Source organism: Collinsella aerofaciens (assembly GCF_039752955.1).
Classification (GTDB): Bacteria; Actinomycetota; Coriobacteriia; order Coriobacteriales; family Coriobacteriaceae; genus Collinsella; species Collinsella aerofaciens_BI.
The window spans coordinates 13,543-36,195 of record NZ_JBDMHB010000003.1; the positions used below are offsets into that span (position 1 = coordinate 13,543).

The 22,653-nt window shown below is 59.3% G+C and carries 26 protein-coding genes; 15 read left to right on the forward strand and 11 right to left on the reverse strand.

Translation table 11 applies throughout. The features are described 5' to 3' along the window. The first annotated feature begins 85 nt into the window (after positions 1 to 85). The 3 genes from ABHR75_RS01305 (at position 86) to ABHR75_RS01315 (ending at position 1,978) form a co-directional block, all read left to right on the forward strand. Positions 86 to 514, forward strand: coding sequence for an FKBP-type peptidyl-prolyl cis-trans isomerase (locus ABHR75_RS01305; RefSeq protein ID WP_346963458.1), 429 nt, complete (start codon positions 86 to 88; stop codon positions 512 to 514). Between the two features lie 3 nt (positions 515 to 517). Beyond that, the gene (locus ABHR75_RS01310; RefSeq protein ID WP_346963459.1) at positions 518 to 1,096 is read left to right on the forward strand and encodes an urease accessory protein UreE; all 579 of its coding nucleotides are present in this window, start codon (positions 518 to 520) and stop codon (positions 1,094 to 1,096) included. A gap of 84 nt (positions 1,097 to 1,180) precedes the next feature. Next, the gene (locus ABHR75_RS01315; protein WP_161144853.1) at positions 1,181 to 1,978 is read left to right on the forward strand and encodes an HAD-IIB family hydrolase; all 798 of its coding nucleotides are present in this window, start codon (positions 1,181 to 1,183) and stop codon (positions 1,976 to 1,978) included. A gap of 77 nt (positions 1,979 to 2,055) precedes the next feature. Here ABHR75_RS01315 and ABHR75_RS01320 read toward each other — a convergent pair whose 3' ends face one another. The 5 genes from ABHR75_RS01320 to ABHR75_RS01340 all read right to left on the reverse strand — a co-directional run bounded on the left by ABHR75_RS01320 (position 2,056) and on the right by ABHR75_RS01340 (position 5,580). Beyond that, complete coding sequence (locus tag ABHR75_RS01320) at positions 2,056 to 2,436, reverse strand: Fur family transcriptional regulator (RefSeq protein WP_192919574.1); 381 nt, start codon at positions 2,434 to 2,436, stop codon at positions 2,056 to 2,058. A gap of 61 nt (positions 2,437 to 2,497) precedes the next feature. Next, the gene (locus ABHR75_RS01325) at positions 2,498 to 2,908 is read right to left on the reverse strand and encodes an acylphosphatase (protein ID WP_161115753.1); all 411 of its coding nucleotides are present in this window, start codon (positions 2,906 to 2,908) and stop codon (positions 2,498 to 2,500) included. Positions 2,909 to 2,910: 2 nt separating this feature from the next. Then, a complete protein-coding gene (locus ABHR75_RS01330; protein ID WP_196032630.1) occupies positions 2,911 to 4,017 on the reverse strand; it encodes a Gfo/Idh/MocA family protein in 1,107 nt (368 codons plus the stop codon). Positions 4,018 to 4,092: 75 nt separating this feature from the next. Further along, a complete protein-coding gene (gene rnhA, locus ABHR75_RS01335) occupies positions 4,093 to 4,629 on the reverse strand; it encodes a ribonuclease HI (protein ID WP_161115755.1) in 537 nt (178 codons plus the stop codon). A 12-nt stretch (positions 4,630 to 4,641) separates the two neighbouring features. Beyond that, positions 4,642 to 5,580, reverse strand: a complete 939-nt coding sequence (locus tag ABHR75_RS01340; protein WP_346963460.1) for a LysR family transcriptional regulator — start codon at positions 5,578 to 5,580, stop codon at positions 4,642 to 4,644. Between the two features lie 273 nt (positions 5,581 to 5,853). On the opposite strand from ABHR75_RS01340, the gene ABHR75_RS01345 reads away from it, so the two are divergent. The 3 genes from ABHR75_RS01345 to ABHR75_RS01355 all read left to right on the forward strand — a co-directional run bounded on the left by ABHR75_RS01345 (position 5,854) and on the right by ABHR75_RS01355 (position 8,643). Beyond that, a complete protein-coding gene (locus tag ABHR75_RS01345; protein WP_225093381.1) occupies positions 5,854 to 7,164 on the forward strand; it encodes an O-acetylhomoserine aminocarboxypropyltransferase/cysteine synthase family protein in 1,311 nt (436 codons plus the stop codon). Between the two features lie 312 nt (positions 7,165 to 7,476). Further along, entirely contained in the window at positions 7,477 to 8,250 is a 774-nt protein-coding gene (locus tag ABHR75_RS01350; protein ID WP_055309745.1) for a hypothetical protein, read from the forward strand. A 186-nt stretch (positions 8,251 to 8,436) separates the two neighbouring features. Beyond that, positions 8,437 to 8,643 carry a hypothetical protein gene (locus ABHR75_RS01355; RefSeq protein ID WP_055309746.1) on the forward strand — a complete coding sequence of 69 codons (207 nt, stop codon included), beginning with the start codon at positions 8,437 to 8,439 and terminating at the stop codon, positions 8,641 to 8,643. Between the two features lie 108 nt (positions 8,644 to 8,751). Here the strand turns inward: ABHR75_RS01355 and ABHR75_RS01360 are convergent, their stop codons facing one another. Next, positions 8,752 to 9,666 (reverse strand): ketopantoate reductase family protein, encoded by a 915-nt coding sequence (locus ABHR75_RS01360; protein ID WP_055309747.1) that lies wholly within the window; start codon positions 9,664 to 9,666, stop codon positions 8,752 to 8,754. A 121-nt stretch (positions 9,667 to 9,787) separates the two neighbouring features. Continuing rightward, the gene (locus tag ABHR75_RS01365; protein ID WP_055309748.1) at positions 9,788 to 9,982 is read right to left on the reverse strand and encodes a cyclase family protein; all 195 of its coding nucleotides are present in this window, start codon (positions 9,980 to 9,982) and stop codon (positions 9,788 to 9,790) included. A 163-nt stretch (positions 9,983 to 10,145) separates the two neighbouring features. Here ABHR75_RS01365 and ABHR75_RS01370 point away from each other — a divergent pair, with 163 nt between their 5' ends. From ABHR75_RS01370 to ABHR75_RS01395, 6 genes are all read left to right on the forward strand, one after another. After that, positions 10,146 to 11,336 carry an aldo/keto reductase gene (locus ABHR75_RS01370; RefSeq protein WP_225093382.1) on the forward strand — a complete coding sequence of 397 codons (1,191 nt, stop codon included), beginning with the start codon at positions 10,146 to 10,148 and terminating at the stop codon, positions 11,334 to 11,336. A gap of 108 nt (positions 11,337 to 11,444) precedes the next feature. Further along, positions 11,445 to 12,464, forward strand: coding sequence for a Gfo/Idh/MocA family protein (locus ABHR75_RS01375; RefSeq protein ID WP_225093383.1), 1,020 nt, complete (start codon positions 11,445 to 11,447; stop codon positions 12,462 to 12,464). A gap of 166 nt (positions 12,465 to 12,630) precedes the next feature. Continuing rightward, a complete protein-coding gene (locus ABHR75_RS01380) occupies positions 12,631 to 13,497 on the forward strand; it encodes a deoxyribonuclease IV (protein ID WP_225093384.1) in 867 nt (288 codons plus the stop codon). Between the two features lie 147 nt (positions 13,498 to 13,644). Then, entirely contained in the window at positions 13,645 to 14,505 is an 861-nt protein-coding gene (locus ABHR75_RS01385) for an ABC transporter substrate-binding protein (RefSeq protein ID WP_225093385.1), read from the forward strand. A 118-nt stretch (positions 14,506 to 14,623) separates the two neighbouring features. After that, positions 14,624 to 15,985 carry an ABC transporter permease subunit gene (locus ABHR75_RS01390; RefSeq protein WP_225093386.1) on the forward strand — a complete coding sequence of 454 codons (1,362 nt, stop codon included), beginning with the start codon at positions 14,624 to 14,626 and terminating at the stop codon, positions 15,983 to 15,985. 12 nt (positions 15,986 to 15,997) lie between these two features. Then, positions 15,998 to 16,750 carry an amino acid ABC transporter ATP-binding protein gene (locus ABHR75_RS01395; protein ID WP_225093387.1) on the forward strand — a complete coding sequence of 251 codons (753 nt, stop codon included), beginning with the start codon at positions 15,998 to 16,000 and terminating at the stop codon, positions 16,748 to 16,750. A 135-nt stretch (positions 16,751 to 16,885) separates the two neighbouring features. On the opposite strand, the gene ABHR75_RS01400 is transcribed toward ABHR75_RS01395, so the two are convergent. Beyond that, entirely contained in the window at positions 16,886 to 17,305 is a 420-nt protein-coding gene (locus ABHR75_RS01400; protein WP_225093388.1) for a flavodoxin, read from the reverse strand. A 46-nt stretch (positions 17,306 to 17,351) separates the two neighbouring features. Continuing rightward, positions 17,352 to 18,056: a DUF3793 family protein gene (locus tag ABHR75_RS01405; protein ID WP_225093389.1), complete on the reverse strand. Its 705-nt coding sequence runs from the start codon at positions 18,054 to 18,056 to the stop codon at positions 17,352 to 17,354. Positions 18,057 to 18,229: 173 nt separating this feature from the next. On the opposite strand from ABHR75_RS01405, the gene ABHR75_RS01410 reads away from it, so the two are divergent. After that, positions 18,230 to 18,613, forward strand: a complete 384-nt coding sequence (locus ABHR75_RS01410; protein ID WP_225093390.1) for a heavy-metal-associated domain-containing protein — start codon at positions 18,230 to 18,232, stop codon at positions 18,611 to 18,613. A 26-nt stretch (positions 18,614 to 18,639) separates the two neighbouring features. Here the strand turns inward: ABHR75_RS01410 and ABHR75_RS01415 are convergent, their stop codons facing one another. Continuing rightward, positions 18,640 to 19,065: a hypothetical protein gene (locus tag ABHR75_RS01415; RefSeq protein ID WP_225093391.1), complete on the reverse strand. Its 426-nt coding sequence runs from the start codon at positions 19,063 to 19,065 to the stop codon at positions 18,640 to 18,642. Then, positions 19,058 to 20,584: a Y-family DNA polymerase gene (locus ABHR75_RS01420; protein ID WP_430392705.1), complete on the reverse strand. Its 1,527-nt coding sequence runs from the start codon at positions 20,582 to 20,584 to the stop codon at positions 19,058 to 19,060. The genes ABHR75_RS01415 and ABHR75_RS01420 overlap by 8 nt, the downstream gene beginning before the upstream one ends. 236 nt (positions 20,585 to 20,820) lie before the next feature. Here ABHR75_RS01420 and ABHR75_RS01425 point away from each other — a divergent pair, with 236 nt between their 5' ends. Next, complete coding sequence (locus tag ABHR75_RS01425; RefSeq protein ID WP_329737817.1) at positions 20,821 to 21,324, forward strand: iron-containing alcohol dehydrogenase; 504 nt, start codon at positions 20,821 to 20,823, stop codon at positions 21,322 to 21,324. A gap of 199 nt (positions 21,325 to 21,523) precedes the next feature. After that, positions 21,524 to 22,653 (forward strand): glucose-6-phosphate isomerase (pgi, locus tag ABHR75_RS01430; protein WP_346963462.1); only part of this gene is annotated, 1,130 nt, incomplete at its 3' end.

Genomic DNA, 22,653 nt, shown 5'->3' on the forward strand with positions numbered 1-22,653 from the left:
CTTTGAATTGTATGACTAGGGTATAGTTAGCGCCATATGTTCACGGCGGCCCGCGTTGTGCGCCGCCCTTATCACGGAGGTTACCATGTCCAACCAGGGCAAGAAGGTCAAGACTCATTATCGCGGCACGCTCGACGACGGCACGCAGTTCGATAGCTCCTACGATCGCGGCGAGCCGCTGGAGTTCACCTGCGGCGCCGGCCAGATGATCAAGGGCTTCGACGCCGCTGTTGTCGACATGCAGGTGGGCGAGAAGAAGACCGTGCACATTCCTGCTGCCGATGCCTACGGCGAGCACAATCCCGAGATGGTTCTGACCTTCCCGGCCGAGCAGGTTCCCAACATCGAGCAGATCGAGAAGGGCATGAAGCTCTTCCTGTCCACGCCGAGCGGTATGCCCGTCCCCGCCGTCGTCATTGACGTGACGCCCGAGGCTGTGATGCTCGACGCCAACCACGAGCTTGCCGGCAAGGACCTCAACTTTGATATCGAGCTCGTCGAGGTCGAGGGTTAGAGTATGCCTGAACGCTTGGTTTCGACGACATGCTTGGGAAATCTCAACGACCCGTCCTATGAACTCCTGCTTCGCCGGGAGCTGGGCGGTGTCTTTGAAGTTGACGAGCTACTGCTCGATTGGGACCAGGCTGATGTATGCGCGTTTGTTGGCGTGACGGAGCTGGGGCGCACGATCGATGTTCGGCTGGATACTGCCGACGGCGGTCGTCTTGCCGATGGCGACGTGCTCGCCATTGACCGTTCGGGCGTGGTGCCTGTGGCGGTTATTGTGCGCCTGCGCAGCGCCGAGGTTTATTTGGTCGAAGTCGACCGCATGGATCCGATTGCACTCGCGCATGCGTGCTGGGAGATCGGCAACATGCATGCGCCGCTCTTCCGGGGCGACTCGGACGAGCATACCGTGCGCATGTATACGCCGGTGCAGCCTGTTTTGGGCCGCATACTCCGGGGTGTCGAGGGTGTTCGGCTCTCGGTGGTCACGCGCGAGCTCGATGCCAGCCGACGCTTTGCGTCGAGTGCGGCGGAGGTCGTCGTGAGCATGGCTCCCGACTTTACCATCGTAAAAAAGACGCGCGGCTAAGCGCACGTATGCGCAAGACGGGCTTTGAGGGGCGACCAATCAAAGTCCGTCTTGCTGTTGATGAGGTGCTTTGGGGGAAAGCATATGGGTCTTGAGGGAATCAAGCTGATTGCATGCGATTTGGACGGCACTTTGCTGCATCCGGGGGAGCGCGAGCCGCGTTCCGAGGCCTTTGAGCTTATCGATGAGCTGCATCGTCGCGGTATCGTGTTTATGCCGGCGAGCGGCCGTCAATATGCGAGCTTGCGCCACCTGTTTGCCCCGGTGGCCGATGAGCTCGCATATGTATGCGAAAACGGAGCCCTGGTGATGAGCGAGGGACGTGCCGTTGTCAAGCGTTCCATGGAGCGCAGCCTTGCTATGGATATCGCGAATGCCGTGGTTGCGTATCCCCATGCCGACGTGACCCTTTCGTGCGAGGGGCACCTCTACACCATGAGCGGCAATGATGCGTTCGTCGACCATTTGCGCTATGAGGTCCACTGCGATGTGGCGGTGGTCGACCGTCCCGAGGACATCGACGAGGACGTCATTAAGATTGCCTTCCAGACGCCCGAGGTTGATCAGCCGGCGGCGCTGGAGCATTTTGAGCGCCTCTTCAGCGACCGTGTCGACGTGATGACGTCGGGAACCGAATGGACGGACTTTATCGGTTTCGGTTCGGGCAAGGGCTCCGCGCTTGCCGATTACGGTCGTGCCCTGGGTATTTCGCCCGATGAGATGATGGCGTTTGGCGATAACGAAAACGACCGCGACATGCTCAACGTAGTGGGCCATCCTTATCTAATGGAGAGCTGCAACCCCTCTATGCGTGGCATTAACGACCGCGTCCGCTACGTGCGCACGGTCGAAGAAGAGCTGCGTCGTCTACTTGCTGAGTAGACATTTGGGACATGTCTAGAAATCTACTTTTTGCTGCAAAGTGCGGAAAGGTGGATTTTAAGGCATGTTCCAAACATCTACCGGCAGTCGGGGCAGAGACCCTCGAAGATGGTGTAGTGCGACGTGACGTGCCAGCCGATTTGCTCGGACGCTTTGGCGTCGAGCTGGGCATCGAAGGGGAGCGGTACGTCGATGACGCGGCTGCACGAGGTGCAGATGATATGCGCATGCGGCTCGATCGTGCGATCGAAGCGGCTGCCGCCCGGCGTCTTGATGGAGAGGATCTCGCCGGCGTCGGCCAAGAGATTGAGATTGCGGTAGACCGTACCGCGGCTGATTTTGTCATCCTGCGCGCGCACGGCGTTGTAGATTTCGTCGGCGGTGGGATGGTTATAGCTTTGGCGCACGGCGTCAAGAACCAGCTTTCGCTGCCTGGTATTCCTTCTTTGCACCGCCATGCGCCTCGCCTCTTTTCTATCAACGGTCGTAGGTAAATGATACCGTATTTAGCACACAATACTAATAATGAGGACTGAAACCGTCTTCATTGGCAAGTGGGGCTCGGGCCTGAGCGTCTATGAGGCGAAAACGCGTTCCCATGCGCTCGTAGGAGGCATGAAGCGCCTCGAGATGAGATAGGATATTTGCCGGAGCTCCCTGTATCTCCATCTCGACTGAGCCGTCTTCCATGTTACGCACCCAGCCGGTGAGTGCGCGTGCCTGCGCGAGGTTGGTGTTGGTAAAGCGAAAACCAACGCCTTGGACTTGCCCCTCCCAGCGCAGGAAATAGCGCAGGGGAGTGTCTTGAGTGGCCTCGTCGCTTGCGAGCACAGTAAGCCTGCGGCGCAGCTCGAGCTCGACGTTTGATGGTTTTTGAGGCTCTCGACTGCCGCCGGTGACGCTGGAGAAGAACGTATCGAAGAGGCCCATCGCTATGCCTGCTTGCCTGCGTCGGCCGGGAAGGTAATGCCGGCCTGCTGGCGCACGGCATCCATGATGCGTAGTGAGACGAGCGTGACATCGCGGTAGTGGCCAAGCTCGTGGCGTCCCGCCGGGGTCTCCCAAATCTCTTCCTTGACGTTATCGATGCCGCCGATGGCGGTGATGAAGTCTGTGAGTTCGTATTCCATAGTGTTGCTCGATTTGGGCAGGTCGAGCACGCGGCCGTTGTCGCCCTGTTCGCGCGGCGCCTCGGTCGCCGAGCCGCGTACGACGTCGCCGCGATAGTCGATGCGGACGTTGCGGGGCGTGGACAGATGGTCGATCTGGATAGTGCCACGCTCGCCTTCGATCTGCGAGGGCAGCAGGTCATTCGTAATTTTGGAGTGCGCGAGCTCGACGGAGATACGGCCACCGCCGTAGCTGGCGAGGATGGAACCGCAGCCGTCGATGGGGCCGTGCGTGAGCTGTCGCGTGGTGGGATCGAGCAGGGTGGTCATGCTCGTAAGGCCGGAGGGCATGCCGAAAATCTCGACCATGGGCTCGACGGTGTAGACGCCAATATCCATGAGGGAACCCGAGGCCATATTGCAGTCGAAGATATTGGTGGCGCGTCCCGCGAGAATCTCGTTGTAGCGCGAGGAATATTTTCCAAAGCGCAATGAGGCGCGGCGGATGGGGGCGATCTCACCCAGGGCGTCCTCGATGGCGTGGAAGGCGGGATCGTGGAGGGGACGCATGGCCTCGAGGGCCACGACACCTGCTGCCTCGGCAGCGCGGAAGACTTCCAGCGCTTGCGCCTCGGTGGCGCAGAAGGGCTTCTCGACGATGACGTGCTTGCCACCGGCGATGCAGGCAAGGGCCTGCTCGTAGTGAAGTGCGTTGGGGCTGCCGATATAGACGGCGTCGACGTCGGCGGCTGCCGCGAGCTCATCGAGTGAAGTAAAGTTTCGCTCGCCACCGCGCTCGGCGGTAAAGGCAGCACCGCGATTGGCATCGCGCGAGAGCGTGCCCACAAACGCGGCTTGGTCGTTGGCGTTGACGACCTGGATAAAGTCGTCGGTAATCATGGATGTGCCGATGGTCGCTATACGCAGCATGTATCCCCCTCGTGCCGTTCGGTTTACAGGATGAGTGTAGCGCGAAGGGGCAGGAAATAGCGTACGAAAACGCCGTTACAGGTCGCTCTCGTTAAAGCCGGTGTCGATATCGAGGTTGCTGCCGTCGGCCGCCGTGGTGGCGAGCTCGTCGCAGCGCTCGTTGAGCTCATGGCCGGCGTGACCCTTAACCCAGATGAACTCAACCTTGTGCTTGCTTTTGGCGGTGAGCAGGCGCTCCCACAGGTCGCGGTTCTTGACGGGCTGCTTGTTGGCGGTCTTCCAGCCGCGTTTTTTCCATCCGTCAATCCAGTGCTTGTTGAAGGCGTTAACGACGTACTGCGAATCGGAATGGACTTCGACGTCGCAGGGGCGGTTGAGCGCCTCGAGTGCCACGATAACGGCCATGAGCTCCATGCGGTTGTTGGTGGTCTTGGCGTAGCCGCGCGAAAGCTCAGAGGTGAAGGTCTTGCCGGCGGGGTTGGTGTATTTGAGCACGGCGCCGTAGCCGCCGCGTCCCGGATTTGATCGGGCCGAGCCGTCGGTATAGATGATGACCTTCACATGGTTCCTTTCGTTGGGTACGTTTCGCGTGAGTGACCATTGTAGCGCCATGCCCGCCGGGGGCTAGCAATCTACGATTTCTACCCCGTCTTCCGACAGTTGGTTGGCATGGATGATGCGGTTGAGCTCGTCGAGGTATTGCTGCAAGAGGGGAGAGGGCTTGCGGTCGTCATGCATGATGTAGCCCACATGCATCGTCGGGGCGTCTGCCAGGGGGATCGAGGCCATGCCCCACTGCATTTCGCTGGAGAGTACGCCGGTCGACAGCGCATAGCCGTTCGAGGTGATAAGCAGGTTGGTGAGCGTCCCGCGGTCGGATACGCGGATATTGCGGTTGCAGGGAATATAGCTAAACGGTTCCTCGGCGTAATAGAAGGAGTTCGAGGTGCCTTGCTCAAAGCTGTAGCGCGTATAGGGCGTGAGGTCGGCAAGGGACAGCTGCGAACGGCGTGCGAGCGGGTGGCGTTCGCTGACGAACACGTGGACTTTTGCATCAAAGAGGGGATGAAAGCTCGCTCGGGCATCGGTAAAGGCCTTCTGCAAGACACGGGTATTAAAGTCATCCAGATAGAGGATGCTGATATCGCTGCGAAACGCGCGCACGTCGTCGATAATCTGCGCTGTGGTGGTCTCGCGCATGATGAACTCGAACTTGCTGTCGCGGCAGCGCTCGACTACGTTGACAAAGGCCTCGACCGAAAAGGCGTAGTGTTGGGCGGAAATGGCGAGGCGGGCTTGCGGGGTACCGCCGCCCTCGTAGCGGGCCTCGAGCATGTCGGCCTGCTCTACGACCTGGCGTGCATAACCCAAAAGCTCGGTGCCGTCGTTGGTGAGTGCAACACCGCGGCTGGAGCGCGTAAAGATTTCGATATGAAGTTCCTGCTCCAGGCTTTTGACGGCATTGGAGATATTGGACTGTGCCGTATAGAGGCGCTGGGCTGCGGCGTTGATCGAACCGGACTCTGCCACGGCGATCAAAAAGCGAAGCTGTTGGAGGGTCATCGGCGCCCGTCCTTTCGAGTGTTATCTATAAAACCGATAACAGGTTAGCGCTTTAAAGTGATTGACCGAGGAAAACAATGCTCGTACTATTCAAAACACACAAAGACGGTAGGTAATTAAGCCAACTACGGAACCGGGATGCGAAAGGAAGCCCGCATATGAATTGCTTACCAAGACGAATGCCGGGCTCCTGTTTGCGCCCGTCGGCGTGATCAGGAGACAGCGACTCACTTCTCTTACTCTTATTACTTTTGTTCGATCAAGGAGATCATCATGAGCCAGTTTATCAACAACCCCGAGCACACCTTTGGTTTCGATACCCTGCAGCTGCACGTTGGCCAGGAGAGCGCCGATCCTGCATCCGACTCCCGCGCCGTGCCTATCTACCAGACCACGAGCTATGTGTTCCGCAACTCCCAGCACGCCGCCGACCGCTTTGGTCTTGCCGACGCCGGTAACATCTACGGCCGTCTGACCAACTCCACCCAGGGCGTCTTCGAGGACCGTATCGCCGCCCTCGAGGATGGCGTGGCAGGTCTTGCCGTCGCCTCCGGTGCTGCTGCCATCACCTATACCCTGCAGGCTCTTGCCCAGGCCGGTGACCACGTGGTGGCTCAGAAGACCATCTACGGTGGCTCCTACAACCTGCTGGAGCATACGCTCTCCCAGTTTGGCGTCGAGACCACGTTTGTCGATGCCCATAACCTTGAAGAGGTCGAGGGTGCCATCAAGGACAACACCACGGTCATCTATCTCGAGACGCTCGGCAACCCCAACTCCGACATCCCCAACATCGACGCCATCTCCGAGATCGCCAAGAAGCACGGTCTGCCGGTTGTCGTCGACAACACCTTCGGCACCCCGTATCTGTTCCGTCCGCTGGAGCATGGTGCCAATATCGTCGTCCACTCCGCAACCAAGTTCATCGGCGGCCACGGCACCTCGCTGGGCGGTGTGATCGTCGACGGCGGTAACTTCGATTGGAAGGCGAGCGGAAAGTACGCCCAGATTGCTGAGCCCAACCCCTCCTACCACGGTGTCTCGTTTGCCGAGGCTGCCGGTCCCGCCGCCTTTGCAACCTACGTCCGCGCTATCCTGCTGCGTGACGAGGGCGCTTGCATCAGTCCGTTCAACGCCTGGGTCCTGCTCCAGGGCACCGAGACTCTGTCGCTGCGCGTTGACCGCCATGTCGAGAACACCAAGAAGGTCGTTGAGTTCCTGGCTGGTGACAGCCACGTCGCCAAGGTGAACCACCCGAGCCTGCCTGAGCACCCCGATCACGAGCTCTATCAGAAGTACTTCCCCCGTGGCGGTGCCTCGATCTTTACCTTTGAGATTAAGGGTGGCCAGGAGGCAGCTTGGAAGTTCATCGATCATCTGCAGGTGTTCTCGCTGCTTGCCAACGTGGCCGACGTCAAGTCGCTCGTCGTGCACCCGGCTACCACCACGCACTCCCAGCTCTCTGCCGAGGAGCTCGCCGAGCAGAACATCACGCCCTCCACGATCCGTCTTTCCATCGGTACCGAGAACGCCGAGGATATCATTTGGGATCTGAAGCAGGCCTTCGCCGCGCTGGACGAGTAAGGCGACTTGTGCAAGGACCCCTTGCGACTCGATAGGTATAACTGCATAAAATGCCTGCTCAAGGCGCCTGTGCGAACAATGGTTGCACAGGCGCCTTATTTGCATAGAGAGGGTGCAAAAACAGGGTTTTTGGCATGCTTTATGCAATCGAGATGTGGAAAACTCCTGTTAAGAGGATGTGAGTTTTACGCAATTGACGTGCGCCTTTTGAGTAAAACCGCAGGTCGCGATTTGCTCGGGGTACTATGCAGCGCGATCGAATTACACGCAGCTCAAACGCAGCAAAAACGCACTACGGAGGTTTCTAGCTACATGAGGATCGATTCACGAAAACCGAAAGCCGCCGCCCTTTCCGCCGCTCTGACCGTGGCACTTTTGGCGGGCGCCGGTGCAACCGATGCCCACGCGGCAACACTATCCGATACGGTTGGACCTACGCCGTCCGAGGCGACGCTGGTGCAGCCCGTTGACTATCGCGGCGATGGTTATGGTTCCATGCAGGAGTGGAACGCCTCGATGGAGGCCAAGCGCGATTCCCTTGAGATGCGCGCTCAGATCATTATGAATATGTATGGCGACTATGCTACCGATGACGAGCGTGCTGTGCTGCAGGGTTGCATCGACGGTGCGGGTAGCCTGTTGACGATGGGGGAGGTCGACGCCAAGTCGACCGAGCTCGATGAGCTGCGCGCTGCGCTTGAGGATGCCAAGTGCGAAGCGCTCGAGGCTGCCGCCGAGGCGGAGGCTGCCGAGGCCGCCCAGGCTTCGTACTACAACGCCGGTTACACTCCGTCTTACGCGTCTGCCGCGTCCTACGCGAACGGATCGGGCCTGACGCGCTCTGCGGGTGTCAATAACTACAACGGGCGCCGCGAGACCTATTACAGCAGCAATGTGCTTTATCACTATCGCACGGGCGAATGGACTCAGGATTCTGAGGGCTTCTGGCGCGATTCCGACGGCTATTACGTTGTTGCCGCGGGCGATATGGCCCAGGGCTCGACCTTTACGGGCTCCAAGGGTGATTGCAAGGTCTATGACTCCGGCTGCGCTGCCGGAACCACCGACTACTACACCGGTTGGTAATTTTTCTGCATCACGGATATTTGGCGGACGGGCGTCTTTACCGAGCTTTAGGGCAACGTAAAGCCGCCCGTTCTTTATGCGCGTCTGAGTTAACAGAGCCCTTACCGTGGCGGTACGCTGGGCGTATGGATGCGGGGCACACTGGTTCTTGAGAAATAAGGTCTTTCTCTTGGAGGAAGTGGTCTTGTGAATGCTCGAGATATTGCCGTTGCCGCCGTCGCGTTGATGCTTGGCTGCCTTGGCCCCACGGCCGCGCTCGTCGCGGGCATGCTGGGGACATGCGGGGCTGCTCCTATCGTGGCCGGCGCGCTGATCGCGGCCACGCTGCTGGGAAGCACCGGTGTTGTCCTTTGTCGCGACGATGAGGACGAGGTTCCGGAGTCGCAACGCTAGCTGTTGTGAGATTGACCGCCGGTCATAGACGAAGATGAAAGCCGCCGTAAGGGGAGTGCTCCTTGCGGCGGCTTTGCTGTTAAGGCTGTTGAATGCGGCGCGTTGGCGCTACCAGCTTTTCTCGATATCGCGGATGCGCCGATAGAGCCACTCGTTTTGCGGTGCCTGGATATCGTGTTTGGCTGCGAGGCGGCAGATGGTGCCCGCGAACTCATCAACCTCGGTTTTGCGCCTTGCGATGCGGTCTTGAGCCATCGAGGGCATACCGGCGGGGTCGATTCCCTCGATGAGGTGCACCATTTGCGTCAGGTCTGCCTCGGTCAGTTCAACGCCCTCGGCGTTGGCGACCGCAAGCGTTTCGCGCATGGCGGAAACAAAGCAGCGACGCTGCTCGGAGCCCGGCTCCGTGGCGCTTCCGTAGGTCCCGCCGTAGGCCAGGCAGGTCTGGTTGATGCCGTCGTTGAGCATGAGTTTGGCCCACATGCGGTGGGCGATGTCGCGCTCGACGGTATGGGCGATGCCGCAGCGCGTGTAGAGCCCGTCGATAGCGGCGACGGTCGCGGGGTCCGTGCCGGCCGCCGCGCCAAAGCGGATCTCGCCCGCATTGGTAAAGGTGAGCGCGCCGTTGAGGAACACGGCGTCCATGCCCTGGCAGATACCAAGAACGGTATGCTCCCAGCCAAAGCGTTCGGCAATCTTTTGCTCGCTCGTAATGCCGTTGCATAGCGAGGCGATGAGCGTGTTGGGTCCCACGACGCGCTCCATAGTCTTGAGTGCTTGGTCGAGACCGGTGGTCTTGACTGTCAGGATGACCAGATCGGCGGGCGTCGCCTCGCTGGCGCGGACGGACGTGAGATCGCAGGGCTTGCCGTTGACAGTGAGCGCATCGCCCGCGTGACGCTCAAAACGGGTGTCATCCATGACGTATTCGACGGCGTCGTTGCCGAGCGCCCGGGCGATCATGCTGCCGTAGAGCAGGCCGACGCCGCCCTTGCCGATAAAGGCGACCTTGTTGATCTGCATGTGAATCATCTCCCCATGTAAAAGGCGCCCGCGTAAGGGGCGCCTGATGGATTGTATGCTGCCAGGGTGATTGGTGGGTGCGCGGGGCGGCTGTTATAAAAAAGAAACGTTTGCCTGGACGCTACGCTGCAGGGCAGACCGCAAAGACGCGGGCGGGGTATCCGACGCCATCGCGGACCTTGGGGAAGGTGCAGAAGATGACGGCACCCGTGGCGGGAGGCTCGTCCAGATGGTCCATGACCTCGATCTGATAGCGGTCGACCGAGAGGATGTATTGCTCGCCGGGGTAGGGGTAGGCGTCTTCGCGCGTGGTCATGCCCGGCTCCTTTCATCGGGCTTTTTGCTGATGTTAAAGCGGTGCCGTGACAGCTCGATTTCTGCTGCGTTACGATACGTTCTCGATTGCGATTCCACGATGTTTCGGCTGCGTGACCATTGTGTTTCGCCTTGCCGGGGCGCTGATGGCGAAGGGAGGGGCCGTGCAATATCGCGTTGACCCCAAAAGCGGCAACCGTATCTCGGCGTTGGGTCTGGGCTGCATGAGGTTTCCCGGTGCGCCGGGACGTCCGGATGCGAAGACAGCCGATGCCATCATTTCCCGTGCGGTGGAGCAGGGGATTAATTATCTGGACACGGCCTATCTCTATCCCGGCAACGAGGCTTGCGTGGGCGCTTCGCTTGAACGCCTGGGCTTGCGCGACCAGGTTTTGCTCGCAACCAAGCTGCCGCATGCTTCGTGCAAATGCGCGGAGGATTTCGATCGGTTTTTCGACGAGCAGCTGCGCCGCCTGCAGACCGACCATATCGACTATTACCTTATGCACAACATCACCTCGCCTGCGCAGTGGGAGCGCGTGGTGGCGCTGGGCATCGAGGACTGGATCGCGCAGCAAAAGGCTGCAGGGCGTATTCGTCAGATAGGCTTTTCGTACCACGGCAGCGCGGCGGACTTCCTCACGATGCTCGATGCGTATGTGTGGGACTTTTGCCAGATCCAGTACAACTACGCTGGAGAGCGATATCAGGCGGGAGCGGCGGGGCTCATGGCCGCCGCCGAGCGAGGTCTCGCGGTGTTTGTGATGGAGCCGCTTTTGGGCGGACGCTTGGCAGGCAAATTGCCTCCGCGGGCGCGCGCTGTTCTCGATGGTGCATGCGATCGGCATTTGCATACGCCTGCCGCTTGGGGGCTCTCGTGGGTGTGGAATCATCCCCAGGTGACCATGTTGCTTTCTGGCATGACCGATACCGCGCAAGTGGACGAGAATTCGTCACTGGCAGACCTCGCGTTGCCGAATTCGATGACGGCCAACCAGCTCGACACGATTGCGCGCGTGTTGATGGAGTTTGAGAAATCGAACCGTGTGCCCTGCACGGGATGCGGCTACTGCATGCCATGTCCCAAGGGTATTAACATTCCCGGCTGCTTTGCCGCTTACAACGCGAGCTACGCGCACAGCTGGTTTACGGGGCTGTCTCAATACTTTACGGCGAGCGCGGTGCGCACGAGCGAGCCCAAGCTGGTGAGCAATTGCGTCAAGTGCGGTAAATGCGCACGTCACTGCCCGCAGCACATCGATATTCCCGAGCGTCTCGATGACGTGCGCCGACGTTTCCAGCCTGGCCCCGTAACGGCTGTGCTTAAAGCCTTCCGCACAACGCGCTCCTCATGATCCTTTTATATCTTGTGATGGAATAGTTCCTGTGATGGAATAGTTCCTGTTTACGGCAGAATAGGGCAATAGCAGGAACTATTTCGCCGCAACTAATGGGAGACTATCGTGGGTGACCGAGGTTTACGTAATGATTCGCGTGAGGTTCGTTGGGGCATTTTGGGCGCCGGGCACATTTCTCATCGATTTGCATCGTCGCTCAAGAAGGTCGACGGGGCACGGCTGGTGGCTGCGGCCGGCCGCACTCCTGCACATGTCGAGGAATTTTGCCGAGCGTTTTCGATCGATGCTGCGCATGGCCATGTCTCGGTCGACGATAACGGCAATGCGGCTTATGACGCGCTGATTGCCGACCCCGATGTCGACGCAATCTACTTGGCTCTTCCGCATGGCATGCATACGCGTTGGGCCTGTCGCGCGCTGCGCGCCGGAAAGGCCGTGCTGTGCGAAAAGCCGGCCGTTTTGAGTGAGGAAGAGGCTCTCTCGATTGCCTCCACCTCTCGTGAGCGCGGCGTGCTGTTTATGGAGGCGATGAAGAATCGGTTTTGCCCGATGCGCACTCGCGTGAAGGACTTGCTTGCGTCGGGTGAGCTTGGCCGTATTGTCTCGATTGAAAGCGTGCAAAAGCTCGATTACGGCGAACCTCCTTCGGGCTATCTGCTTGATTCGTTGCAGGGCGGCTGTCTATATGACATGGGCTGCTATGCGGTCGGTTGGTATGAGGATTTGCTCTCGGGCGCGTGCGAGGTTTCGTCCCGTGAAGTTCGCTGGCGTGACGTATCAGGCGGCCGCGTCGATTGGGCCGACGAGATCCATATGAGCGTCGGCGGTATACCCATTCATATGGCGTGCGACGGCAAAGCAACATATGAAAGCCGCTTAACGATTGCCTGTGAGCGGGGCTCGTTGGAAATCGAGCGTCTCCATCGCCCCGAGCGCGCTCATGTGAAGTATTCCGACGGTCGAACGCTAGAAATAAATGCCCCGTTTGAGATCGATGATTTCTACGGCGAAATCCAGCATGCGACGCAGCTCATTCAGGCGGGGAAACTCGAGAGTCCCGTCATGCCCCTTGCCGCCACGCAGCGCTGTGCGCACATCATCGATGCAATCCGTCTAGCCCTCTAGGACTTGGCGCTGACGCGTAGGGGATCATGACGCCGGCGCCCGTGGTGCCTGGCGGCCCACATCTCTGATGCCCCTTTTATAACTTGCGGTGGAATACGGCCTGTTTGCGCCAAAATAAGGCACTAATAGACCGTATTTCACCGCAACTGATGAGGGGGAGCTGGAGATGCTGACAATCGGATGTCATCTTTCGACGACGAAGGGCTATCGGGCAATGGGGGAGACGGCGTTGTCCATTGGTGCCAATACCTTTGCGTTCTTTACGCGCAACCCGCGCGGTGGCAAGGCAAAAGACCTTGACATGGATGACGTGGCGGCTCTGCGCGAGCTTATGGCGCAAAACGACTTTGGACCGCTGGTGGCGCATGCCCCGTATACCTATAACCCCTGCTCCGCTAAGGAGCGGGCGCGCGAGTTTGCCCTGGAGGCCATGGCCGAGGATCTGCAGCGCATGGAAGCACTACCCGGCAACTACTACAATTTTCACCCCGGTGCGCATGTGGGACAGGGGGCAGACGCCGGCATTCAGATGATTGTCGACACGCTGTGCCAGGTGATGTTTGAGGGACAGCAGACGACGGTATTGCTCGAGACCATGGCGGGCAAGGGCACCGAGGTGGGCCGTAGCTTTGAAGAACTGGCGTGCATTATCAAGGGCGTTGCCGCCAAGTGCCCAGAGCTGTCCGATAAGCTGGGCGTTTGTTTGGACACCTGCCATGTGAGCGATGCTGGCTACGACATCATCCATGATCTGGACGGCGTACTCGACGAATTCGACCGCGTGGTGGGTATCGATCGTCTGCATGCCGTACACATCAACGATTCGAAGAACCCTTGTGGCGCCCATAAAGATCGTCACGAGTGCATCGGCAAGGGATACCTTGGCAGCGAGGAATTTGGTGGCGGTATGCAGGTTATGCAGAATATTGTATCGAATGGTCGCTTGCGCGCATTGCCATTCATTTTGGAGACACCGAACGAACTTGCAGGTTATGCGGCTGAAATCAAACTGTTAAGGTCATTGCAGCAGTAATGGCTGCCATAAAGTGGGACGCTCCATTCACGTTATGGGTTTGTTTCAATCAGTTTTCTAATTGCAGATTCTTCCAAGCGGGTGCATAATAACCCTCAGTTTTTGCAGACCTCTGAATCACGTGGGGTCATTGGAAGGAGACTGATTATGAAGCTGAAGAAGCTTGGCGCATTTGCCGCCACGGGTGCTATGGCGCTCGCCCTCGCTCTGACGGGCTGCGGCTCGTCCAACGCCACCTCTGGTTCTAATGCCGGTTCCAGCAGCTCTGACGACGCTAAGGTCGAGAAGGTCGACGGCTCCAAGGAGTACGCGCTCGTCAAGGACGGTACGCTGACCGTCGGCACCTCTGCCGAGTACGCTCCGTTTGAGTACAAGGATGACAACGGCGATTATCAGGGCTTTGACCTTGAACTCATCAAGGCTATCGGCGACAAGCTGGGCCTGGATGTCGAGTACGTCAACAATGACTTCGACACACTCGTACCCGGTGTCGCTTCGGGCGCTAAGTACGACGTCTCCATCGCGGCTATCACCGACACGCCCGAGCGTGAGAAGGAAGTCACTTTCTCCGATTCCTACTACATGGACGATCAAGCTATCGTGACCAAGGTCGATAATACCGACATCACGGCCGATAACTACAGCGAGAAGCTCAACAATGCCGACGCTACCATCATCGTCCAGTCTGGCTCGACCGCCGAGGCCTTTGCCCAGGAGAACTTCCCCAAGGCCAAGATCGTCCCCTACAAGGACGCCACCGAGTGCTTCAGCGCCCTGCAGTCCGATAAGGGCGACGCCGTAGTCACCAACCGCTCCGTTGCCAGCCAGCTGACCGCCGAGCAGTTCAACACCTGCCAGACCATCAAGCAGATCAGCACCGGCGAGGAGTACGCCATCGCCATCAACCAGGGCAACACCAAGCTCAAGGACGACATCAACCAGGCCATCAAGGACCTGACCGACGACGGTACCGTCGACGCCCTCATGGCTAAGTACAACATCAAGTAAAATAGCTACTTGATTGTGCGCAGGCCCTTTCCGTTTTGGCGGAGAGGGCCTTTGCGCTTCTCTTGACGGAGAGCATTTCCGTCTCGTTTTGCCGGCAACTTCTACGATAGGAGCCACCTTGTCTCGACTGAACAAAGGGGCCGCGGAGCAGCGTTTTCCACTGCCCGCCTTGCTCCAAAAGCTAGCCTGCGTCATGGCCGTGGCGCTCGCGCTGGTGTGTGCGGGGGCATATGCGCCCACGACCGCCCAGGCGCTTGAGACCGCAAAGATTACCGCCCGACCCAATACCGGTTCGGGTAGCGCTGTGGTCGGCGGTACCGAGACGCGCATCACCTGGGAAGTTCAGGCCGATGCCGACGAGGAACTGAGCGGTCTTTCGCTGACGTTTGTCGACGGTACGACGTTTGGTACCGATGACACGCGATTGACGATGCTCTCGGGCGAGGACCTCATGGATCGTACGCCCATGAAGCCCACGTGCAAGGCTGACGGCCAGACGCTCAAGATCGACTTTGGCGAGACGGCGCCTGCCGGCGGCTTTTTCCGTGTCGAGGTCTACGGCGTGACCTTCCCCGTCGAGGGCGGCGATGAGGCCTTTAGCGGCACCTACACTTTGGCCGATGGTTCGACCAAGAAGATCTCCAAGATTCCTTCCGTCGAGATTAAGGGCGTGACGGCATTCGATAACTTCCTGGCCGACCTTAAGGAGCAGCCGTGGGTCGAGGCCTGGAACTCCAATATGTTCCTGCGCCTGTTCTTGAACCCGGTCATTTTGGTCCAAAGCCTGCCGATCGTCTTTAAGGGCTTCCTTATGTCGCTTTCGATCGTGCTCGTGGCGTTTCCGCTGGCAATTCCCTTTGGCTTTGCCTTGTCGCTCATGCGCATCTCCAAGTCGCGCATCCTTCGTTGCCTTGCCGGCATTTATGTGAATATCATCCGTGGTACGCCGGCGTTCCTGCAGATCTACATCGCGTTCTTTGGCCTGCCGCTTGCCGGCGTCAAGGTGGACGACTATGTGTTGGGCGTCATCGTCATGGCCATGAACTCGTCCGCCTACCTGTGCGAGATCTTCCGCGCCGGTATTCAGTCGATCCCCAAGGGTCAAAACGAGGCCGCTCGCTCGCTGGGCATGAATGCCTTCCAGACGCTGCTCTACGTTATGATTCCGCAGACGTTCCGCAATGTCCTGCCTACGCTGACCAGCGAGTTTATCCTGCTTTACAAGGATACGTCGCTGCTCGCGGCCGTGGGCGTGGTCGAGATCGTCATGAACGCCCGCACCATCGTGGCCACGACGGGCTCCATCACGCCGTATGTGGTTGCCGCCCTGTTCTATCTGGTCATCACCCTGCCGCTTGCACGCTTGGTGAGCGGTCTTGAGGCGAGGCTTTTGGGCACGGCCGAAACCAAAAAGAAGCGTCCCACCAAGAGCGCCGGACAGGTTGTCGCGACGCCCGCCGATCACATCGCCGGTCTGTAAGGAGGTCCTATCATGAGCGAAACCAATAACTCGAACGAGGTCGTCGTCAGCATCAAGAATCTCCAGAAGGCCTTTGGCGATAACGTGGTCCTGCGCGATATCGATCTGGATGTGCACAAGGGCGAGGTCGTCGTAGTCCTGGGTCCTTCGGGCTCGGGCAAGTCGACGATGCTTCGCTGCATCAATCGTCTGGAGCATCCCACGAGCGGCTCGATCATCGTTGAGGGCGTGGATGTGTGCGCCAAGGGTGTCGACCTCAACAAAGTGCGCACGCACTTGGGCATGGTCTTTCAGCAGTTCAACCTGTTCCCGCACCTGTCAGTCAAAAAGAACGTCATGCTCGCGCAGCAAAAGGTGCTCAAGCGCAGCAAGGAAGAGGCCGAGAAGATCGCCATCGAGGAGCTGACCAAGGTTGGCCTGTCCGAGCGCATTGACTTTATGCCGAGCCAGCTCTCGGGCGGTCAGCAACAGCGCGTGGCGATCGCCCGCGCCCTGTCGATGAATCCTCACGTCATGCTCTTTGACGAGGCCACGTCGGCGCTCGACCCCGAGCTGGTTCGCGACGTTCTGGGTGTCATGCGCGATCTTGCACGTGACGGTATGACCATGATCGTGGTGACGCACGAGATGGGCTTTGCCCGCGATGTCGCCGACCGCGTGGTCTTTATGGACGGCGGCGTTATCGTGGAAGAGGGTACGCCGAGCGAGGTCTTCGACCACCCCAAGAGCGAACGCACCAAGGCGTTCTTGGGCAATATCTCGTAGCAACGCGTCGAGGTTGTCGATATAACAAACGGGGACCGGATGTGAATATCCGGTCCCCGTTTTTGTTTGGGCATGAGCGACTGTTGTTGTGCGGTACTCGGCTGTCAGTTGCCTTGCGACTTTCTGACGGCTTCGTTAGGCCAGCTCCGCTCCCAGGGCCTTGCAGGCCGCTTCACCCTCATCATCGGGGGCGTCGTAGCAGATGACGGAATCGACGACGTTGACGCCCGCCTCGTCGGCGTCGGCCTTCCAGTTGTCCATCCATTCGCCCTCGGCCCACGAATAGGAGCCAAAGAGGACGACCTTCTTGTCGCCGAGAGTCTCCTTGACCTCGTCCCACATCGGCTGGAACTCATCGTACTCGAGTTCCTCGGAGCCCATGGCGGGGCAGCCGAAGGCGAAGGCGTCGTAGTCGGCGGTTTTGTCTGCGGAGAAGTCGGCGCAGGAGATGACCTCTGCCTCGGCGCCGGCACCGCTTGCGCCTTCGGCGACAAAGTTTGCCATGGCCTCGGTGTTGCCCGTGCCGCTCCAGTAGACGACTGCGATCTTGCTCATATGTTTTCCTTTCGGTTGTGCGGCGTGCGGCCGCGTTTTGTATGCTCTATCGGGTTGCCTGGACAAGTTGTCCCAGGGTGCAGCCCTGTTGATAGATGTAGGTAAGGTATTGCGTGCATGCGCGATAGGAATCGAAGGTCGTGAGCGCCTGCTCAACGTTTGTGTATACCTTCCATGCGCCAAAGACCTTATAGTTTTCGCCGCGCTGGACGATAAACTGATGGACATCTTCGTAGGGATAGCCCAAAAAATAGCCAATTTCGTGGGGGAACTCGCACGTGCACCCCGTATCGCAGTGCCTATTCCGTGCGAGTGCGCAGACGCTGCCGTCATAGGCGCTTTCTGCGGCATTGCTGCTTGCCAGCGTGATGCGCGCGGCGAGATGCACCAGTGATGCGGGCAGGTTGTGGACATCGTAACCTTCGGCGGCAAGCGCCGTCGTGGCGCGGGGGTCGGAGAGGTATCGCATGAGGTCCGCAGGGCGGTACACATAGATGAGCGCTCCGCAGGGGCGCCAGACCAAAACGCTCATATGGATCCCGAGTGGCTGGAGCTCGCGGTTGCATTGGGCTATGACGGCGAGCAGGCGAGAGCGTCGCCCTTCGATAAGGGCGGCGCCGGGTTTTCCGTTTTGGTTGGCGTAAACGCCGGGATAGGTAAAGAGCGAAGCCGGCTTGATACCTGCGAGCGTAGGGGAGCAGTTGCGCACGACCGCTGCCTGAAACGTTGGAATGTCTATGGTTCGAGTCACGGCGCTCCTTCTGGTCCTCGCTGTTAGCCTAGGAAAACTTATACACGAAAGTAAGCCCTGGTCAACTAAAAAGTTTGAACAGGGAAACTAATTGACCGAACGGACATGTTTTTGGGTTAAGATGGGGACACCCCATGGGGGTATCTAGATAGGGCTACTTGAAAGGGGAACGCATGAGTGACTTGCTCAACCCTGCGAATCTCATTGTGCTTGCCGTGATTGTCGTCGGCATGTTCTTTGGCCTGCGGCGCATTGTCGCTTCGACACACGGGAAGAGTTGTTGCAGCGATGGCGCGAGCGGCAAGAAGGCCAAGAAGGTAGTGGTTGCGGATACTGATCCGTCCCACTACCCCTATAGCGATGAGCTGCTTATCGGCGGCATGAGTTGCGACGGCTGCGCTCAGAACGTGGCCAATGCCCTGAATGCGCTGGATGACGTGTGGGCAACGGTGACGTATACGGACCACACGGCACGCGTACGCTCTAAGCAGCCGATCGACCGCGGCGCTCTCGTGGCGGCCGTGAGAGATGCGGGTTACTACGTTATGAAGCTGTAGGCCTTGCCTTGGATGCGCGTCCTTGTCTAGGCTCGTCCGCGTAGCTCGATGCCTTGGATATCGTCGAAGTTGATGGCGATATCCCTGAGTTTGAGCAGCTTGAATGCGGGTAACGCTTCGTCGAGAATGCCCGTGCGGCTACGATAGCCGTACGTATCGTAATAGGTGACGCGCACCAAGTCGCCGCGTTTGAGGCCCTCGAGCTTTTGCGAAAGCTCGAGGGCTTTTTCTTCCGTGAGCTCACGTTTTTGCTCGACGGTGATTTCCTGCTTGCGCACGAGTTCGTAGTATCCCGTGAGGGCGGCAAAGGGCATAAACTGTGCGGCGCGGTTGGCGCGCACGGCACCGTTGGCAGTGAGGTTGGGGTCGGCTGCGCGGCGTCTGCCCTCGGGGTCCGCCAGGCGCTCGAAGGCGGTCGGCGGGCGCATGGGCTGTTGTTTGGGTTTAGGCACGGTGTCCTCCAACTTGATCGTTGCGCTCGCGCGCGGTGGCGCCGGCGGTAAAGCTTAATCCCTTGACGAGCGCGTTCTTGCCGTACTTGCCTTTCACGGCCAGGACGGCGCGCGCCAGGTCGCGCTCGCGCTCATCGGCCTCGATATCGCTGAACAGATCGATGGTGGCAAATTCCTCGGGCACAAGATTGCTAAAGCCCAGGTTGATGCGCTTGACCGGTCGTTTGGGATCGACAGTCTGCGCCCAGAGCTCATCGAAATAGCCCATGATCTTCTTAAACGAATTGGTACGCTCGGGCAGCTTGCGCGAGGCGTTGGAGTGCGCAAAGAGCGCGGCATAGCCACCACGCGGTTTGCCACCATGCTCTCCCACAAAGATGCCATCGATTGCCTGCGCTTCGCGCACCAGGCGGCGCCGTTCGTCATCGCGCTGGACGGGCTTGGGAGCACGGGGCGCGAGCTCGGGGCCGGCGGTTGCGGTGGGTTCGATGCTCGACGTACTCGAGCGCAGGTGTCCGCATCCGTCCACATATTGTGCAGTACCGCTGGCATCAAGCCTGCGTATGTCGGCGCGCTCGCTCGCGTAGCCCACAAAGAGCGAGATGCTGTCGCAGACCACGTGCTTATCGATCAAGTCCAACACGGCGTTGTCGACCATCTCGCGCAAGACGGTGTAGGCCTGCTCGTAGGCATAGCCCTTCGAGAGCACCTGTCCTGTGGTGGTCGAAGTTGCTTGCGGGCGATAGGCTTGGATATCGGCGATGGTTGTCGGCTCGCGTCCGAAGGCGTGGTCGATGAGATACTCGGCATTGACGCCGAGCTCGTCGTAAAGCAGGTTTTCGTCGAGCGCCGCGACGCCCATCAGATCGTAGACGCCGTATTTTTCGAGTCGTGCTGCCACGCCGGGGCCGATGCCCCAGATATCGGTGATGGGACGATGGGGCCAGATTTCCTTGCGAAAGGTCTCATCGTCGAGTATGCCGATGCGGCTGGGTACGTGCTTGGCGGTGATATCGAGTGCAACCTTGGCCTGGAATAGGTTGGGGCCGATGCCGACCGTCGCCGTGATGCCGGTGCGCGCCAGGACCTCGTCGCGCAACATGCAGGCGAAGCCTTCCGCATCGGTGTGATAGAGGTCCAGATAGGGTGTCACGTCGATAAAGCACTCGTCAATTGAGTAGACGTGCACGTCCTGGGGGCTGACGTATTCCAGATAGATGCCGTAGATTTGCGCCGACACCTCCATGTAGTGCTGCATGCGCGGCACTGCTTTGATGCAGTCGATGCCGTCGGGAATCTCGAACAGACGGCAGCGGTTGTGAATACCTAAGTCCTTCATGGCCTGCGTGATAGCGAGGCAGATGGTCGTGCGTCCGCGTGATTCGTCGGCAACGACCAGGTTGGTGGTGAGCGGATCGAGCCCACGGTCGACGCACTCGACGCTGGCATAAAACGTCTTGAGGTCGATGCAGATATAGGTGTGCTGCTCGTGCCCCACGCGTCCTCCCATCAAACACATGTTCTTATCGAATACATGTTCGATAATACCCGCTCATCCGGACATCGTCAAAACCTGCCAAAAAGGGACTGGTTTGTTTTGGTAGGTATGGTCGTGCGGCTGCATCGGGGTTTTAACGCAGCTCTAAAGAGTGCGAAACAGCCCGGAAAACCTCGCTTCGTAGCATGAGCCTAACGATTGATATCGCCTATACGCACGGAAGGGTTGTGGGAAAGATGGTCAATTATGGGTTTGGTATGCCGACGCGCCTTGTTGCGGATGGAGACGTGGCTCGCTGGTGCGGGCGATTGGTTGCTCACTACGGTGGTACCAAGGCACTGGTCGTGCTGGGCGGTGACAAGCATACGTGCGATGAACTTGTCTCGGCGGCACTTGGCTCGCTTGATCGAGCACTACTCGAGCGTGTACTTTTCCGCTGCGGCTCGGTTGAGGGCGACGGGGAAGACGAGCTGATCGACGAAGCCGTGGCCCTGGCGACCGACGAAGGCGTGGACTTTGTCTTGGCGATTGGCGATGCCGATACTGCTGGCTTTGCGCGCGAACTCGCGCGTCGCATGGCGGCGCTCGATGCCGGCGAAGACGGCTTTGTGCCTTATGGATGCATTGTCTCGGAGGGCAAGGTGCCTGCTGTCGTGGGCACCGGCGAGGTTCCCGTTTTTGCCATTATCGCGCCCGAACTGCTGGAGGGCATCGGGTCTCCTCTGCGTGAGTTGCTCGGTAGCGTCTGCGCCGCGGCCTAATATTTGCCAGAAAAGGACGGGTTATTTTTGGTTGGTAAAGCGTTTGACCTGCCAAAATAAGCCTGTCCCTTTTTGATCGGCTGCCGTTTGGGGGCCGATTGGCAACGCTCGCTGATTGTAGTCTTGACCTGCGCTAGAATAGTGGCATCTGAATGTCCGGGTGCATGGAGGCGTGCGCCCGTATGCTGAGGAGGACTCTATGGCAACTGTTGCCGCACCTATCGATGCTACGTCGACTGCCGCTTGGAAGGCACTCGAGGCTCATCAGGAGAAGCTCGAGGCCGATGGTATCGACCTCAAGGCCTGGTTCGCCGCCGATGCCGAGCGCGTGAACAAGCTGAGCTTTGACGCCGGTGACCTGCACTTCGATCTGTCGAAGAACCTGGTGACCGATGAGACCGTCAAGCTGCTGTGCGATCTTGCCCGCGAGGTGAAGCTCGAGGAGCGCCGCGACGCCATGTTCTCCGGCGAGCACATCAACACCACCGAGGACCGTGCCGTCCTGCACACCGCGCTGCGCCGTCCGGCAAGCGATAAGGGCCAGCTCATTGTCGACGGCCAGGATGTCGTCGCCGACGTGCACGAGGTCCTCGATCGCATGTATGCCTTCGCCGAGCGCGTGCGCTCCGGTGAGTGGAAGGGCGTTACCGGCAAGAAGATCGAGCACCTGGTGTCTATCGGCATCGGCGGCTCCGATTTGGGCCCGGTCATGGCTTACGAGGCCCTGCGTCCCTATGCCGACGCCGGTATCGACTGCCGCTATATCTCCAACATCGACCCCAACGATCAGGCAGAGAAGCTCAAGGGCCTCGATCCCGAGACCACGCTCGTGATCATCGTCTCCAAGACCTTCACCACGCTCGAGACCCTCACCAACGCCCGCGAGGTCAAGACCTGGATGCTCGAGCAGCTCAAGGCTCAGGGCGCCATCGACGGTTCCGATGAGCAGAACGCCGCGGCCGTGGCCAAGCACTTCGTCGCCGTTTCCACCGCACTCGACAAGGTCGAGGCCTTCGGCATCGACCCCGCCAACGCCTTCGGTTTCTGGAACTGGGTCGGCGGCCGCTACTCCGTCGACTCCGCCGTGGGCCTGTCGCTGATCGTCGTCCTCGGCCCCGAGCGCTTCCAGCAGTTCCTCGAGGGCTTCCATGCCATCGACGAGTACTTCTGCAACACGCCGCTCGAGAACAACGCCGTCGCGCTGATGGGCCTGCTCAACGTCTGGTACGTCAACTTCTTCGGCTCCAAGAGCCACGCCGTGCTTCCGTACTGCCAGTATCTGCACCGTTTCCCGGCCTACCTGCAGCAGCTCACCATGGAGTCCAACGG

Excerpts from the sequence above, each read along its gene's own strand:
- ABHR75_RS01330 (WP_196032630.1), bottom strand. The coding sequence starts at position 4,017 with ATGCTGCGTATAGCGACCATCGGCACATCCATGATTACCGACGACTTT.
- ABHR75_RS01320 (WP_192919574.1), bottom strand. The coding sequence starts at position 2,436 with ATGGCGGTGCAAAGAAGGAATACCAGGCAGCGAAAGCTGGTTCTTGAC.
- ABHR75_RS01385 (WP_225093385.1), top strand. The coding sequence starts at position 13,645 with ATGAAGCTGAAGAAGCTTGGCGCATTTGCCGCCACGGGTGCTATGGCG.
- ABHR75_RS01365 (WP_055309748.1), bottom strand. The coding sequence starts at position 9,982 with ATGACCACGCGCGAAGACGCCTACCCCTACCCCGGCGAGCAATACATC.
- ABHR75_RS01305 (WP_346963458.1), top strand. The coding sequence starts at position 86 with ATGTCCAACCAGGGCAAGAAGGTCAAGACTCATTATCGCGGCACGCTC.
- ABHR75_RS01380 (WP_225093384.1), top strand. The coding sequence starts at position 12,631 with ATGCTGACAATCGGATGTCATCTTTCGACGACGAAGGGCTATCGGGCA.
- rnhA (WP_161115755.1), bottom strand. The coding sequence starts at position 4,629 with ATGGCGCTACAATGGTCACTCACGCGAAACGTACCCAACGAAAGGAAC.
- ABHR75_RS01350 (WP_055309745.1), top strand. The coding sequence starts at position 7,477 with ATGAGGATCGATTCACGAAAACCGAAAGCCGCCGCCCTTTCCGCCGCT.
- ABHR75_RS01315 (WP_161144853.1), top strand. The coding sequence starts at position 1,181 with ATGGGTCTTGAGGGAATCAAGCTGATTGCATGCGATTTGGACGGCACT.
- ABHR75_RS01360 (WP_055309747.1), bottom strand. The coding sequence starts at position 9,666 with ATGCAGATCAACAAGGTCGCCTTTATCGGCAAGGGCGGCGTCGGCCTG.
- ABHR75_RS01395 (WP_225093387.1), top strand. The coding sequence starts at position 15,998 with ATGAGCGAAACCAATAACTCGAACGAGGTCGTCGTCAGCATCAAGAAT.
- ABHR75_RS01425 (WP_329737817.1), top strand. The coding sequence starts at position 20,821 with ATGCCGACGCGCCTTGTTGCGGATGGAGACGTGGCTCGCTGGTGCGGG.
- ABHR75_RS01400 (WP_225093388.1), bottom strand. The coding sequence starts at position 17,305 with ATGAGCAAGATCGCAGTCGTCTACTGGAGCGGCACGGGCAACACCGAG.
- ABHR75_RS01345 (WP_225093381.1), top strand. The coding sequence starts at position 5,854 with ATGAGCCAGTTTATCAACAACCCCGAGCACACCTTTGGTTTCGATACC.
- ABHR75_RS01420 (WP_430392705.1), bottom strand. The coding sequence starts at position 20,584 with ATGTGTTTGATGGGAGGACGCGTGGGGCACGAGCAGCACACCTATATC.
- ABHR75_RS01410 (WP_225093390.1), top strand. The coding sequence starts at position 18,230 with ATGAGTGACTTGCTCAACCCTGCGAATCTCATTGTGCTTGCCGTGATT.
- ABHR75_RS01340 (WP_346963460.1), bottom strand. The coding sequence starts at position 5,580 with ATGACCCTCCAACAGCTTCGCTTTTTGATCGCCGTGGCAGAGTCCGGT.
- ABHR75_RS01310 (WP_346963459.1), top strand. The coding sequence starts at position 518 with ATGCCTGAACGCTTGGTTTCGACGACATGCTTGGGAAATCTCAACGAC.
- ABHR75_RS01325 (WP_161115753.1), bottom strand. The coding sequence starts at position 2,908 with ATGGGCCTCTTCGATACGTTCTTCTCCAGCGTCACCGGCGGCAGTCGA.